The 13,604-nt window shown below is 52.2% G+C and carries 12 protein-coding genes; 6 read left to right on the top strand and 6 right to left on the bottom strand.

Annotated features, from left to right (window positions below; genetic code table 11):
* The first annotated feature begins 26 nt into the window (after positions 1–26).
* The 3 genes from OGY83_RS05300 (at position 27) to OGY83_RS05290 (ending at position 3,066) form a co-directional block, all read left to right on the top strand.
* Entirely contained in the window at positions 27–749 is a 723-nt protein-coding gene (locus OGY83_RS05300) for a winged helix-turn-helix domain-containing protein (RefSeq protein ID WP_286635905.1), read from the top strand.
* Positions 746–2,236 carry a sensor histidine kinase gene (locus tag OGY83_RS05295; protein ID WP_286635411.1) on the top strand — a complete coding sequence of 497 codons (1,491 nt, stop codon included), beginning with the start codon at positions 746–748 and terminating at the stop codon, positions 2,234–2,236. The genes OGY83_RS05300 and OGY83_RS05295 overlap by 4 nt, the downstream gene beginning before the upstream one ends.
* Positions 2,237–2,379: 143 nt before the next feature.
* Complete coding sequence (locus OGY83_RS05290; RefSeq protein ID WP_286635410.1) at positions 2,380–3,066, top strand: CPBP family intramembrane glutamic endopeptidase; 687 nt, start codon at positions 2,380–2,382, stop codon at positions 3,064–3,066.
* Positions 3,067–3,099: 33 nt separating this feature from the next.
* Here OGY83_RS05290 and ynfM read toward each other — a convergent pair whose 3' ends face one another.
* Complete coding sequence (gene ynfM, locus OGY83_RS05285; protein ID WP_003028925.1) at positions 3,100–4,353, bottom strand: multidrug efflux MFS transporter YnfM/SxtP(Kp); 1,254 nt, start codon at positions 4,351–4,353, stop codon at positions 3,100–3,102.
* Positions 4,354–4,460: 107 nt separating this feature from the next.
* On the opposite strand from ynfM, the gene ynfL reads away from it, so the two are divergent.
* From ynfL to bioD, 3 genes are all read left to right on the top strand, one after another.
* Entirely contained in the window at positions 4,461–5,369 is a 909-nt protein-coding gene (gene ynfL, locus OGY83_RS05280; RefSeq protein WP_079937847.1) for a multidrug efflux transcriptional activator YnfL/SxtR(Kp), read from the top strand.
* 118 nt (positions 5,370–5,487) lie between these two features.
* Positions 5,488–6,708, top strand: coding sequence for a sugar metabolism global transcriptional regulator Mlc (mlc, locus tag OGY83_RS05275; RefSeq protein WP_003832888.1), 1,221 nt, complete (start codon positions 5,488–5,490; stop codon positions 6,706–6,708).
* Between the two features lie 125 nt (positions 6,709–6,833).
* Positions 6,834–7,529, top strand: coding sequence for a dethiobiotin synthase (bioD, locus tag OGY83_RS05270; RefSeq protein WP_020996409.1), 696 nt, complete (start codon positions 6,834–6,836; stop codon positions 7,527–7,529).
* On the opposite strand, the gene clcB is transcribed toward bioD, so the two are convergent.
* The 5 genes from clcB to ynfF form a co-directional block, all read right to left on the bottom strand.
* Positions 7,485–8,774, bottom strand: a complete 1,290-nt coding sequence (gene clcB, locus OGY83_RS05265; RefSeq protein ID WP_123267153.1) for a voltage-gated ClC-type chloride channel ClcB — start codon at positions 8,772–8,774, stop codon at positions 7,485–7,487. The genes bioD and clcB overlap by 45 nt on opposite strands.
* A gap of 119 nt (positions 8,775–8,893) precedes the next feature.
* A complete protein-coding gene (gene dmsD / locus OGY83_RS05260) occupies positions 8,894–9,508 on the bottom strand; it encodes a Tat proofreading chaperone DmsD (protein ID WP_191227311.1) in 615 nt (204 codons plus the stop codon).
* Between the two features lie 42 nt (positions 9,509–9,550).
* Complete coding sequence (locus tag OGY83_RS05255) at positions 9,551–10,405, bottom strand: dimethyl sulfoxide reductase anchor subunit family protein (protein WP_286635409.1); 855 nt, start codon at positions 10,403–10,405, stop codon at positions 9,551–9,553.
* 1 nt (position 10,406) lies between these two features.
* Positions 10,407–11,024 (bottom strand): DMSO/selenate family reductase complex B subunit, encoded by a 618-nt coding sequence (locus OGY83_RS05250; protein WP_286635408.1) that lies wholly within the window; start codon positions 11,022–11,024, stop codon positions 10,407–10,409.
* A gap of 12 nt (positions 11,025–11,036) precedes the next feature.
* Positions 11,037–13,463 carry a selenate/tellurate reductase subunit YnfF gene (gene ynfF, locus OGY83_RS05245; RefSeq protein WP_286635407.1) on the bottom strand — a complete coding sequence of 809 codons (2,427 nt, stop codon included), beginning with the start codon at positions 13,461–13,463 and terminating at the stop codon, positions 11,037–11,039.
* Positions 13,464–13,604 lie beyond the last annotated feature (141 nt).

Raw genomic sequence — 13,604 nt, 5'->3', positions numbered from 1 at the left:
AGCACGACGAGAGGGGGATGACACTGATGGCAGGCGCGAAAAAGATATTTTTGGTGGAAGATGACAGCGATATTGCCTCACTTTTGCAGCTTAGCCTGAAGGATGAGGGGTACGAGATTGTTCATGAGGCGGACGGCACGCGAGCGCTTGAACAGCTGGAGAGACACGTCTGGGATGCCGTTATCCTCGATCTGATGCTGCCGGGTGTCGATGGGCTGGAGATTTGCCGTCGCATTCGCCAAATGAGTTTTTATTTGCCCGTCATTATCATCAGCGCCCGCACCAGCGAAACGCACCGTGTATTGGGGCTGGAAATGGGGGCCGATGATTATCTGGCCAAACCTTTCTCGGTGCTGGAGTTGATGGCCCGGGTGAAGGCGTTGTTTCGCCGTCAGGAAGCGATGAGTCAGAACTTACGTATGGAGGCGGGGATTATCACCGTTCATGGCGTAGAGATTGACCCATTAGCCCGTGAAGTCCGGCAGCATGGTAAATCCCTCGATTTGACACCGCGCGAATTCGATCTGCTCTATTTTTTCGCCCGTCATCCAGGCGAGGTCTTTTCGCGTCAGGCGCTGTTAGATCAGGTGTGGGGCTACCAGCATGAAGGGTATGAGCATACGGTGAACAGTCATATTAATCGCCTGCGGACCAAAATTGAAAAGGATGCTGCTGAGCCGGAAATTATTCTCACGGTTTGGGGGCGAGGCTATAAGCTTGCTGCGGTTAACGCGGAGCATCAGCCATGATTTATCGCCTGTCGCTGAGCCAGCGTCTGACCCTCGTCTTTACCGCCATTATGCTGATTTGCGCTGTTACCGTCAGTGTTGTCCAGGTTCGCAGTAGCAAACAGTATGGCGACGCCATGGTGCAAAGGCTCTCGCTGGAGCTGGCGAGCAAGATCGTCAAAAGTGAGTCGCTTATTGATGCCAGTGGGCAGGTTAATCGCCAGACCTTAAAAGGATTGTTTAATCACCTGATGACGCTCAACCCCAGCGTGGAGCTGTATCTGGTTTCACCGTCAGGTGAAATACTCGCTGATGCCGCACCGCCTGGGCATATCCAGCGACAGAATATTAGCGTACAGCCGATTCAGGATTTCCTTAGCTCAGATGCGTTGCCCGTATATGGCAACGATCCGCGTAGCAGCCAGCAAAAAGTATTCAGCGCCGCACCGGTTTTATATAACGGTGAACTACATGGCTATTTGTATATTATTCTGCAGGGCGAAGATCTGAATATGCTGGCGAATACCGCCTGGCAAAAAACGCTCTGGAATACCGTGGCCTGGACGTTAATACTGGTTTTATTAGCCGCCGGAATTGCAAGTTTTCTGGTGTGGCGATGGGTGACGAATCCAGTGAAAAGGCTAACCGGACAGGTGGTAAAACTGGAGAATGACAGCATTACCGTCATCAAACAGCTGGCGCAAAAAAATCCCGAACCGGCACCGGAGAATGAAATAGCGCTGCTGAACAATGCGTTTATCGAGTTAGCGCAGAAAATTGCCCAGCAGTGGGATTTATTAGCAGACAGCGATCGTCAGCGCAGAGAGTTTATTGCCAATATTTCGCACGATTTACGCACGCCGTTGACTTCACTGTTGGGGTATCTGGAAATGCTGTCGCTGAAAGCCGATACGATGACGCCTGAGGAAAACCGGCATTATCTTAGCATCGCGCTGCGCCAGGGGCATAAGGTTCGCCATCTGTCACAACAGCTGTTTGAGCTGGCAAGACTGGAGCATGGCGGTATAAAACCGCAGCGTGAACGTTTTGCTATTGGTGAATTGATCCAGGATGTGGCGCAGAAATTTGATCTCCCTGTTGCCACGCGTCATTTGCAGTTGCACCTTGACGTCATGGGACCGTTACCGTTGGTGAATGCCGATTTATCGATGATAGAAAGAGTCGTGACGAATTTGCTGGATAACGCTATCCGTCATACGCCTGACGGAGGCGAAGTGCGGCTAAAAGTCTGGCGTGATGAAGACCGTTTATTAGCTGAAGTGCAGGACAGCGGGCCAGGGGTGGAAGAAGCTGTGCGAGAAGTATTATTTCAGCGCCCGACCGCGTTAGTTCCCCGTGAGCAGAGGGCTGAGCGCGGCGGCCTGGGCTTACTGATCGTGCGTAGAATGCTTGAACTCCATGGGGGGGATATCAGCCTGGTTAGCTCAACGGCAGGGGCCCGCTTCCGTTTTTGGTTGCCGCTGGCGGATTCTCCACTGAGTAGTTGACGGTGAGGTTCTGGAGTAAAGAGGGTTTTGGCGTTGCACCCATGGGCATTGCGTAAAAGTTGGTAGGTTGTCAGTGATAATGAGAATTTTTATCATATATCGGTAATTCATCAACTTATCTTCGATGAGCGCAAGGAGATCTTATGTCACAGGATGCCGACAACCTGTATATTGCCAGGACCAAAGCAGTTGCTGGCTGCTTTTCAATGTTTTTACTGATGTTTGGCCTCACGTTTACCCCGTTGTTTTTTCCCGCGAGTCAGGACCTGCTTGCCCAAGGGTTACTTTTCCCACTGCTGTTTGCGCTGGAATTTGTTGTACTGGTTCCGCTGTATTACTTCTTCTTCAGAAAAAGAGAGGGGCTGGGCAAAGGTATTTTCAATGCCAGGTGGTTTACCATTTTGTTCGCGGCGCTGCTGTTTATTCAGCTTATCCTGCCATTGATTTTAGGGCTTAGACAAACCGAAGCGTGGGTGACCAGCCAAATATCCTTAAGTAGTTACGCGTTGTGGTTATCTACGTTGACCCTGATATTTATTGCGCCAGTTTATGAAGAAATTGTTTTCAGAGGCTGTTTATTCAACGCGTTCCAGTACTGGTTCAATAATAAAACCTGGCTATCGTCAGTCGTGGTATCGGTCATTTTTGCCATCATGCATACGCAGTATGTGGATCTACGCACGCTGTTGATGTTGTTTCTTGTGTCGCAGGTTTTGATCCTGGCCAGACTGAAAAGCAACGGCCTGTTGATGCCAATTATGCTGCATATAGTGATGAACGGGACGGTTATTGCCTTGCAAATGGCGGCTCAGACGTTACAGCCTGGGTGATGAAGGTGATGCCCGGAACCCGGGCATCGTGGATTATACGTGCAGACGATGGTGCAAACGCGCACCGACCAGCAACGCCAACACCAGCATCAGGGCGATAAATCCGCCCACGCCGTTCCAGCCATAGCTGTGCCAGAACACACCGCCCAGCGTACCGGCAATGCTGGATCCCAGATAATAGCTGAACAGGTACAGGGAAGAAGCCTGGCCTTTAGCGCGTTTTGCCCGTGGTCCGATCCAGCTGCTTGCTACGGAGTGTGCGGCAAAGAATCCGGCTGAAAAGAGTAGCATCCCGGCAAAGATCAGCCATAGCGATGTGAACAGGGTCATCAACAGTCCAACCAGCATCACGCCAGTTGAAAAGAGCATGACCGGGCCACGGCCATAACGAGTGGTCATAGAACCCGCCTTTGGCGAACTCCAGGTCCCGGTCAGATACGCCACAGATAACAGACCAACAACTGCCTGGCTGAGCTCCCACGGGGAGAGCATCAGGCGGTAGCCGATGTAATTAAACAGCGTGACAAACGATCCCATCAGTAAAAAACCTTCCGCAAACAGCAGCGGCAAGCCTCTGTCGCGCCAGTGCAGGCGGAAGTTGATAAACAACGTTTTCGGGCGCAGCGACGTGGGTCTGAAGTGACGCGATTCCGGTAAGATTTTCCAGAACATCAGCGCAGAGGCAAGGGCGAAACAGCCGATCGCCGCCAGCGCGATACGCCAGTTAAAAAAGTCGGTAAACACGCCGCTGATCAAGCGACCACTCATACCGCCAATCGAGTTACCGCTGATATACAGGCCCATTGAGAAGGCGACGAAACTGGGATGAATTTCTTCACTCAGATAGGTCATCCCTACCGCCGCGACGCCGCTCAGTGAAAGTCCTATCAGAGCACGCATGATTAAAATACCGTGCCAGCTGGTCATCATCGTTGAAAGCAGCGTACAACAAGAGGCGAGCAGCAGCGCGGTAACCATCACCGGCTTGCGGCCAATAGCATCTGAAAGTGGGCCGGTAAACAGTAACCCTATCGCCAGCATCGCCGTTGAGATGGAAAGCGAGATACTGCTGCTGGCGGGAGAGACCCCAAACTCGTGCGAGAGCACTGGTAGTATGGGTTGTACGCAATAGAGGAGGGCAAAAGTCGCCAGTCCGGCGGAAAACAGCGCCAGCGTGACGCGCATAAATGGGGATGTTCCGCGTTTGATAAATCCATCCGGCGGGGTAACTATCTGTTCATCAACATCGCTTGTTGGCGCGGTATCGACAGTTGTTGTACGGCTCACTTGAAATCCTTGCTCATTCAATTACGTCTACAGGACCAGCCTTAAGAGTATGAAAATCACAATATTCTGTCTAATATATTAATAATCTCAAATAATATTTTAAAAATATGAATATCGAACTGCGTCATTTACGTTACTTTGTGGCCGTTGCCGAAGAGTTGCATTTTGGTCGGGCGGCGGCGCGGCTAAACATTTCGCAACCGCCGCTAAGTCAGCAGATCCAGATCCTTGAACAACAGGTTGGCGCCCGGTTACTTGCCCGAACTAACCGTAGCGTGGCGCTGACTTCTGCCGGAAAGCAGTTTCTGGCAGACAGTAGGCAGATCCTCGGGCTGGTTAATGAAGCCGCTGCCAGGGCTGAGCGTTTGCATCTGGGAGAAGCAGGGGAATTGCGTATCGGCTTTACGTCGTCCGCGCCGTTTATCAAAGCGGTTTCAGATACCTTATCTCTCTTTCGCCAAAGCTACCCGGCAGTGCATATGCAAACCCGCGAAATGAACACGCGTGAGCAAATTGCCCCGCTCAATGAAGGAACGCTGGATTTGGGACTACTGCGCAATACGCAGCTTCCGGAAACGCTGGCGCGCGAAATTATTCTACATGAACCACTAATGGCGATGATCCCGCGAGCGCATCCGTTGGCGCAAAAACCCGTGGTCACGTTGGCCGAGCTGGCGAATGAGCCATTTGTCTTTTTTGACCCCCATGTGGGGACAGGGTTGTATGACGATATTCTGGGCCTGATGCGTCGCTATGGACTGAAGCCGACGATTGCGCAGGAGGTTGGCGAGGCGATGACTATCATCGGGCTGGTAGCCGCAGGATTAGGGGTTTCTATACTTCCTGCTTCTTTTAAACGGGTGCAGCTGTATGAAATGTGTTGGATCCCGATAGCGGAAGAAGATGCTGTCTCGGAAATGTGGTTAGTGTGGCCAAAGCATCATGAGCAAAGTCACGCCGCACAACGCTTTCGCGAGCAGTTGCTGGCGGCCGTTCAGGCGATTAATTTAGTTTAAAAATGGGTGAAAATGTGCAGTAAATCACAAGGCTAAGTAAAAAGTTGACGGAAGCCATTGAAGTGCTTCACCATAGTCCGCAGATTATTTCGGAGCGCGAAAATAAAGGGAGTAAGTGGTGGTTGCTGATAGTCAGCCTGGGCATATCGATCAAATTAAGCAGACCAATGCGGGCGCGGTTTATCGCCTGATTGATCAGCTGGGTCCGGTATCGCGTATTGATCTCTCTCGCCTGGCACAATTGGCGCCTGCCAGCATTACCAAAATTGTCCGCGAAATGCTCGAAGCGCATCTGGTGCAAGAGCTGGAAATTAAGGAAGCGGGTAGCCGTGGGCGTCCGGCCGTTGGGCTGGTTGTCGAAACGGAAGCCTGGCACTACTTATCCATTCGCATCAGTCGTGGCGAGATTTTTCTGGCGCTACGCGATCTGAGCAGCAAGCTGGTGGTTGAAGATTGTCTTGAAATGGCGCTGGTCAGCGAAACACCGTTGCTGGATCGCGTGATAACCCAGGTCGATCAGTTTTTCATCCGCCACCAGCAAAAGCTGGAGCGCTTAACCTCCATCGCCATCACCTTACCCGGTATTATTGATACTGAAAACGGTATCGTTCATCGCATGCCATTTTACGAAGATGTCAAAGAGATGCCGTTGGGCGAAGCGCTTGAGAACCATACCGGCGTGCCGGTGTATATTCAGCACGATATCAGTGCCTGGACGATGGCCGAGGCGCTTTTTGGCGCATCGCGTGGTGCGCGCGACGTCATTCAGGTGGTGATCGATCATAACGTGGGTGCAGGGGTGATCACTGACGGCCATTTGCTGCATGCAGGCAGTAGTAGCCTGGTGGAGATTGGCCATACGCAGGTCGATCCCTATGGTAAACGCTGCTACTGCGGTAACCATGGTTGTCTGGAAACAATCGCCAGCGTCGACAGCGTGCTCGAATTAGCACAGGTGCGCCTGAAGCAGTCAATGAGTTCTTCTCTACATGGACAACCGTTAACGGTAGACGCGCTGTGTCTGGCGGCCATGCAGGGTGATTTATTGGCGAAAGATATCATTAGCGGCGTCGGGACCCACGTCGGTCGAATTCTTGCCATCATGGTGAATTTGTTCAACCCGCAAAAGATATTGATTGGCTCTCCGCTCAGTAAAGCGGCAGATATCTTGTTCCCTACCATCGCTGACAGCATTCGTCAGCAGGCGCTTCCGGCTTACAGTCAGCATATAGTCGTTGAAAGCACCCAGTTTACCAATCAGGGGACGATGGCGGGGGCGGCGCTCGTGAAGGACGCGATGTATAACGGTTCTTTGTTGATTCGTCTATTACAGGGTTAACATTTTTTAACTGTTGTACGAAAAATTGCGCTATCTCAAGCTGATCCTGGTCGTCATACCTTAGACTTTCTCCACTGTTTTATTTTCCTGACTTATATTTTCAAAGCATAACGGTGGAGTTAGTGATGCTGAAGCGTTTCTTTATTACAGGTACAGACACTTCTGTTGGGAAGACCGTGGTTTCCCGCGCATTACTACAAGCGTTAGCGTCAGGGGGTAAAAGCGTTGCGGGTTACAAACCTGTAGCCAAAGGCAGCAAAGAGACGCCCGAAGGTCTGCGCAACAAAGATGCACTGGTACTGCAAAGTGTGTCATCTATCGAGCTGCCTTATGAGGCGATTAACCCAATTGCGTTGAGCGAAGATGAAAGTAGCGTGGCGCATAGTGGTCCGGTCAATTACACCCTGTTATCCAACGGTCTCGCAAGCCTCAGCGAAAAAGTCGATCACGTTGTCGTGGAAGGCACCGGAGGCTGGCGGAGCTTGATGAACGATCTGCGTCCGTTATCGGAGTGGGTGGTGCAGGAACAACTGCCGGTGCTGATGGTAGTGGGTATCCAGGAAGGCTGTATTAATCATGCGATCCTTACCGCGCAGGCGATAGCCAGCGACGGACTGCCGTTGATTGGCTGGGTTGCGAATCGCATTAACCCGGGGCTGGCGCATTATGCGGAAATCATTGATGTGCTGGGTAAAAAATTACCTGCACCGCTGATCGGTGAACTGCCTTATCTGCCTCGTGCAGAGCAGCGTGAGCTGTCGCAGTACATCCGCCTGTCAATGCTCGGCAGCGTGCTGTCGGTAGATAGAGTCGTGGCGTAACGTACGCGACAGCACCGACGCCAGGACACAGGCGATCAGTAATCCGGGGAGTAGGCGATACTCCCCGGTCATTTCACAAACCATCAACGTCGACATTATTGGTGCATGCGTGGTAGCCGCCAGCAGCGTGGCCATCCCCGTTAATCCCAGCAAAATAGCAATATCATCCGAGCCCGGAAGCCATAATCCCCATACCTGACCCAGCAACATGCCCACCGACAAGCCGACAAACAGCGTTGGCGTAAACACGCCACCTGGGGCACCGGATCCACTGCTGGCAAGCACTGCAAGTAATTTGCAGATAAAAATCCCGCTAACCACGGCCAGCAACGGTGGTGAAAGTAAATATGACTGTACCACGCTGTAGCCATTCCCCCAGACCGCAGGCGTGAGCAATGAAAGCAGGCCAACGATCAGCCCGCCAAGCGCCAGTTGCCACGGTGGCGAGAGTTTTAAACGCAAAAATACACTATGGCTGGCGGTCATCAACCACATGAAAAGCGGTCCACAGATGCCCGCAACCAGACCGGTGCTGACAATCATCACGTATTCCAGGACATGCAATTCCCGCGACAGGTGCACGGTATACAGCAGCGCATTGCTGTCGCTCAACAGATTGGTGGTGAGCAGAGCGACGACGGCGGATACCACCACCGGTCCCAATGATGCCAGGATCAACGTGCCGAACAACACTTCAGCAATAAATAAACTGCCTGCCAGCGGGGCATGATAGGCTCCAGCCATACCTGCAGCGGCGCCGCAGGCAATCCATAACTTCCATTCTGTACGCGGGGTAAAGCGTTGAGCAAAGCAGGAGGCCGCCAGTGCCGCCAGTAAAATCATGGCACCTTCACGCCCGATGGCGCTCCCGCTGGCGACGACCAGTAACGAGGCCAGCGATTTTACCAGGCTTGCGCTGACGTCAAATTGTCCGTCGGTTTGCAGGGCTTCCATATAATCAGTGGGAGCCTGTGGACGTAAACGGTTAAATTTTTGCCAGCCCCACAGTAGTAATCCAGCCGCCAGACCGCCGAGTGCAGGTGTCAGCATACGCCTTAAAGGCGAAAGGTTTGTCGCTGCGTTGACCAGACTCCCCGTGTTATTGCTCAGAAACAACCATTCGAGAAGCAGCATGGCATGACGAAATCCTGCGACGGCCAGCGCAGCAAGTACGCCAATCAACGCGGCGATCAGCAGGCGGCGGAACATGGCACGCAGGTCAGGGTAAGCATGTAAGTGATGCATGAGTGGCCAGACTGGAAAATTCAGACGCTCTATTTTGCGGCTATTAGGCAACAGAAGCAAAAGCTCAGCGTGCGCAACAGGATGCACCACAGGCAGGACGCGTCCTGCCTGTGACGAAATTAACGGAACAAAGGCTTATCGGCTACCGGGATCAGTAACTGTGATTGCCACTGTGCCAGCGTCAGACGCGCCAGCTCACCCAGCGCCAGGTAGAACGGGTGATCGGCTTTTTCGATAAACACATTAAGGAAGCGCGATGACCATGGGAACAGATGCCAGGCCAACAATTGCTCGCACTCGGTGTGGCGTTCGTTCTCAGCAAGCCAGGCTGTCAGTAACAGCAGCGAACCAAAGTGATCTTCTGGCTCATTTTGCTGCATGGCATACTGGATGCCGTTGTCCCGCATCCACTGACGTAATGCCAGCGTGGAGTCGCCAAATAACACGTTTTCACGATCCAGCCAGACTGACCCCCAGGGCGGAGAAGGGAGCGCATAAGGGCCAACAAACAGACGTTGCCAGGCCTGCGGAAGAGACTCATCGGCCTCAGCCTGAAACTGTGCGACTAACGGCGAAAGCGTTGTCTTTTCAAGCGGCCACTGCGCCTGCCAGCCATCGGTTCTTAACGCACTGACCAGTGCCGAAGCTTCTGCACTGTCTGGGGCATAGTAAAACAGCGCGCCGAGCACACGCGCTGCGGTAGAAAAGTTGTCACGTTGTGAAAAATGGGTCATGCAAACAATCCTGAACAGTGCGGGTTGCCCCGCACCCGAAAGTTAACCTGCGACAGCCATTCCGACTGTCATATGTAAACCGTAAAACAATCCGCGGCCAATAATTTCACCGGCAAGCACCAGAGTTAACCCGAGCGCCAACCCACCAATGGACGGTCCTTTGCGACGGATCAACGGACATATCCAGCACCCCAGACCCGCAGCCAGCAGCAGGACACGCCAGACCTGTAAACTGCCGTAGTCAGGAACCAGCGCACTGGCGGATTGTACCGAACTGTGGATCTCGCCGAGCGACAGTCCCTGCAGCACAATAACGGCCACCGTAACCAGCAGAGCCAATACGCTGATACCGGCGAATCTGGCGGCGTTAAAAGAAGCACCTGCAGCACGCAGCAGCAGAGCGGCAAATAGCGGTCCACTGAGCAGCATCGTCATGAAAAACGCCAGTGTAGTATAGCCGTTATACCAGGTTGGGACGGTGTCTATCTGGTAGACGTTGGTCATCGCAAAGACAAATACCAGGCCCAGCAGCATGCTCAACAGCAGCCAGATTTTACCTAACCCAGCGGGCATTTTACCGAGAAACGCCACCAGCCACCACAGGCCACCGACGGCGAAAAACAGTGAACCGCTGGCAATTTCGTTACTCAGCGCCGATGCGCCAATTCTGTTCAGCGAGTTAAACGCGCGCAGCGGCGAACCTAAATGCATGACCGAGGCGAGAAAGGCGATGCCCATCACCAGCCAGAGAAAAAACATACTGCGAACGATACGTTGTTTTACCAGCTCGTCCTTAGCGGTCAGCCAGCCGTAACCACTTACGATCAGCGCCCCGGCTACGCACTGGCCCAGCACCGTGAATAGTACCAGCGGCCATTCATGCCATCCATTTCCCATTTTACACCTCCTTTGGATTAGCCAGAAAACCCGTGGTATCCCCGGTCGGGCGGCAATTGGCGTTTGGTTTGATCACAATACTCGGTTTGGTGAAGTGCGCACCCGGCAGCGGGGTGACGGCAGCCAGTTCACCATGTTTTTTGCGCAGTTCGTCGATGGGGCCAAAATCCAGCGCACGCAGCGGACAGGATTCGACGCAGATGGGCTTTTTGCCGTCTGCCACGCGATCATGACAGCCATCGCACTTGGTCATATGTCCTTTCGCAGCATTGTACTGTGGCGCACCGTACGGGCAGGCCATATGACAGTAGCGACAGCCAATGCACACGTCTTCATCGACCACCACAAAACCATCCTCACGCTTATGCATAGCGCCGCTTGGACAAACCTTGGTGCAGGCCGGATCTTCGCAGTGGTTACAGGAGATAGAGAGATAGTAAGCAAAAACGTTCTGGTGCCAGACACCGTTGTCTTCCTGCCAGTCACCACCTGCGTATTCGTAAATCCGCCGGAAACTGACGTCAGGCGTGAGATCTTTGTAGTCTTTACAGGCCAGCTCGCAGGTTTTACACCCTGTGCAACGGCTGGAATCAATAAAAAATCCATACTGAGTTGTCATGTGGGTTACACCTTAAGCCTTTTCAACCTGAACGAGATTACTGTGGGATGGGTTTCCCTTCGCGAGCGGAGATGGTCGATGCGACGTGAGAATGTTAATTGAACCACCATGATCGATCCGATCGCCGAACATATCGGCATTGAGCCATGCCCCTTGCCCGATGGCCGTGACGCCTGGCAAAATGCGTGGTGTCACTTTCGCCGCGATCAGCATCTGACCATTATTGTTAAACACCCTTACCGTGTCGCCATTACGGATGCTGCGAGTATTAGCATCGATGGGGTTTATCCAGATTTCTTGCGGGCAAGCCTGCTGTAACACGTCGATATTGCCGTAGCTGGAGTGGGTTCTCGCCTTATAGTGGAACCCTGTGAGCTGCAGTGGGTATGTTTTGCGTTTAGGATCGTCCCAACCGTCAAAGCCTGGTGCATAAGCTGGAAGAGGATGAACAATCTCGTCGTCTTTGAGTTCCCATGTTTCTGCGATGGCGGCAAGCCGTTCAGAGTAAATCTCAATTTTCCCTGATGGCGTTTTCAACGGGTTAGCCTTGGGATCTTCCCGGAAAGAACGGAAAGCAACATAGTGTTCTTCGGGACATTTTTTCTTGAATATGCCAGTTGTTTTCATCTCCTCGTAATCCGGCATTTCCGGGTTACGCTCTTTGGTTTTGGCATGCAGGTATTTCACCCATTCTTGCTGCGTACGACCTTCGGTGAACGTTTGATACACATCCGGGCCAAGACGTTTGGCAACTTCGCTTAGCGTCCAGTAAATGGGTTTACGTTCAAATTTCGGGGAGGTAGCCGGTTGACCAAGGATGACATACCCCATGTTCCCGGCAGACTCGTGTGAGATGAGATCTTCCTGTTCGGTTGGCATCAGGTCAGGCAGCAGGATGTCGCAGTATTTTGCGGAGGCAGTCATAAAATGCTCAATACCGACGATCATTTCGCACTTGCTGTCATCCTGCAAGACTTCATGGGTATGCGCGATATTGCCATGCTGATTGATGAGCGTATTACTGGCATAACACCAGATAAACTTGATAGGCACGTCCAGCTTATCTTTGCCGCGAACACCGTCCTTGGTCGCGGTCATCTCTGCACCATGATCGATAGCATCCGTCCAGGTAAAGACAGATATCTGTGTTTTAACCGGATTTTCTAACATGGAGAACCATTCCACGCCCAGATCCCAGGTTCCCTCACGCATGCCTGAGTTACCGCCATTAATCCCTACGTTGCCTGTTAAAACTGAGAGCATAGTAATAGCGCGGGCAGTTTGTTCACCGTTGGAGTGACGTTGCGGCCCCCAACCCTGGCAGATATAAGCGGGTTTCGCCGATCCAATCTCACGTGCCAACTGGATAATCTTTTCAGCAGGAATGCTGGTAATGTGCGAAGCCCATTCTGGTGTTTTGGCGATCCCATCTGAGCCTTCACCCAAAATATAGGCCTTATAGTGCGCATTCCGGGGAGCACTGGCAGGAAGGGTGGTTTCGTCGTAGCCAACGCAGTATTTATCCAGAAAAGGTTTATCAATCAGATCTTCGGTGATTAACACCCATGCAATCGCCGCCGCCAATGCAGCGTCAGTTCCCGGACGTATAGGAAGCCATTCATCTTCACGGCCAGCGGCAGTATCGTTATAACGAGGATCGATAACGATCATTCGGGCGTTTGAACGTTCGCGGGCTTGCTCAACATACCAGGTTACACCACCGCCGCTCATGCGGGTTTCGGCAGGGTTGTTGCCAAACATGACAACCAGTTTTGTATTGGCGATATCGTCCGGGCTGTTGCCGTCGTTAGCACCAAACATATAACCCATGGCAGCGCTGATTTGTGCGGTACTATAGCTACCATAGCGACTCAAATATCCGCCGCATGAATTCATCAGGCGATAGGGGACATTGGAGTTAGTAATATTCCCACCATCTACTCCTGTACCGTACAGTACGTGGACGGCTTCATTACCATAATCCTGCAGGATGCGCTTCAAATTACCGCTAATGGTATCCAGTGCTTCATCCCAGGTGATACGCTCAAATTTTCCTTCTCCGCGTTTGCCTACACGTTTCATGGGATATTTAAGGCGATCAGGGTGATTCATGCGACGGCGAATCGAACGACCGCGCAAGCAGGCGCGAACCTGGTGATTACCGTAGGTATCATCCCCTGTTGTATCAGATTCGACCCAGTAGACTGCATCATCTTTTACGTGCAGGCGTAAAAGACAACGGCTACCGCAGTTTACGGTACAAGAACTCCAGACAGCTTTATCTTCAACGGGGTGTATTGAGTTCTGTACCGTTGCTGCTGCAGTTCGTATGCCAAAAGGTAACGACAGCCCGCCCGCGGCCAGCGCCAACGAACCGATAGCCGAGGATTTCACTAATGTCCTGCGGCTGATGCCTCCATATTGCTCAGTTTCCGACATAACTCACTCCATTATAGTTATCGTTATATATTACTATTTATAACGAAATTAATAGCATGCTAATAATGGAATAAGTTTACCCCCTTATGGGTATGCCATCTTAATGCATATCAAACAGGAGTACCCCTCCGCGTACGGAGG

The sequence above is a fragment of the Citrobacter sp. Cpo090 genome (assembly GCF_030332665.1).
In the GTDB taxonomy this organism is placed as follows: Bacteria; Pseudomonadota; Gammaproteobacteria; order Enterobacterales; family Enterobacteriaceae; genus Citrobacter; species Citrobacter portucalensis.
This window is presented reverse-complemented; position numbering and strand designations above follow the sequence as displayed.

Excerpts from the sequence above, each read along its gene's own strand:
- OGY83_RS05300 (WP_286635905.1), top strand. The coding sequence starts at position 27 with ATGGCAGGCGCGAAAAAGATATTTTTGGTGGAAGATGACAGCGATATT.
- OGY83_RS05295 (WP_286635411.1), top strand. The coding sequence starts at position 746 with ATGATTTATCGCCTGTCGCTGAGCCAGCGTCTGACCCTCGTCTTTACC.
- OGY83_RS05290 (WP_286635410.1), top strand. The coding sequence starts at position 2,380 with ATGTCACAGGATGCCGACAACCTGTATATTGCCAGGACCAAAGCAGTT.
- ynfL (WP_079937847.1), top strand. The coding sequence starts at position 4,461 with ATGAATATCGAACTGCGTCATTTACGTTACTTTGTGGCCGTTGCCGAA.
- bioD (WP_020996409.1), top strand. The coding sequence starts at position 6,834 with ATGCTGAAGCGTTTCTTTATTACAGGTACAGACACTTCTGTTGGGAAG.
- clcB (WP_123267153.1), bottom strand. The coding sequence starts at position 8,774 with ATGCATCACTTACATGCTTACCCTGACCTGCGTGCCATGTTCCGCCGC.
- dmsD (WP_191227311.1), bottom strand. The coding sequence starts at position 9,508 with ATGACCCATTTTTCACAACGTGACAACTTTTCTACCGCAGCGCGTGTG.
- OGY83_RS05255 (WP_286635409.1), bottom strand. The coding sequence starts at position 10,405 with ATGGGAAATGGATGGCATGAATGGCCGCTGGTACTATTCACGGTGCTG.
- OGY83_RS05250 (WP_286635408.1), bottom strand. The coding sequence starts at position 11,024 with ATGACAACTCAGTATGGATTTTTTATTGATTCCAGCCGTTGCACAGGG.
- ynfF (WP_286635407.1), bottom strand. The coding sequence starts at position 13,463 with ATGTCGGAAACTGAGCAATATGGAGGCATCAGCCGCAGGACATTAGTG.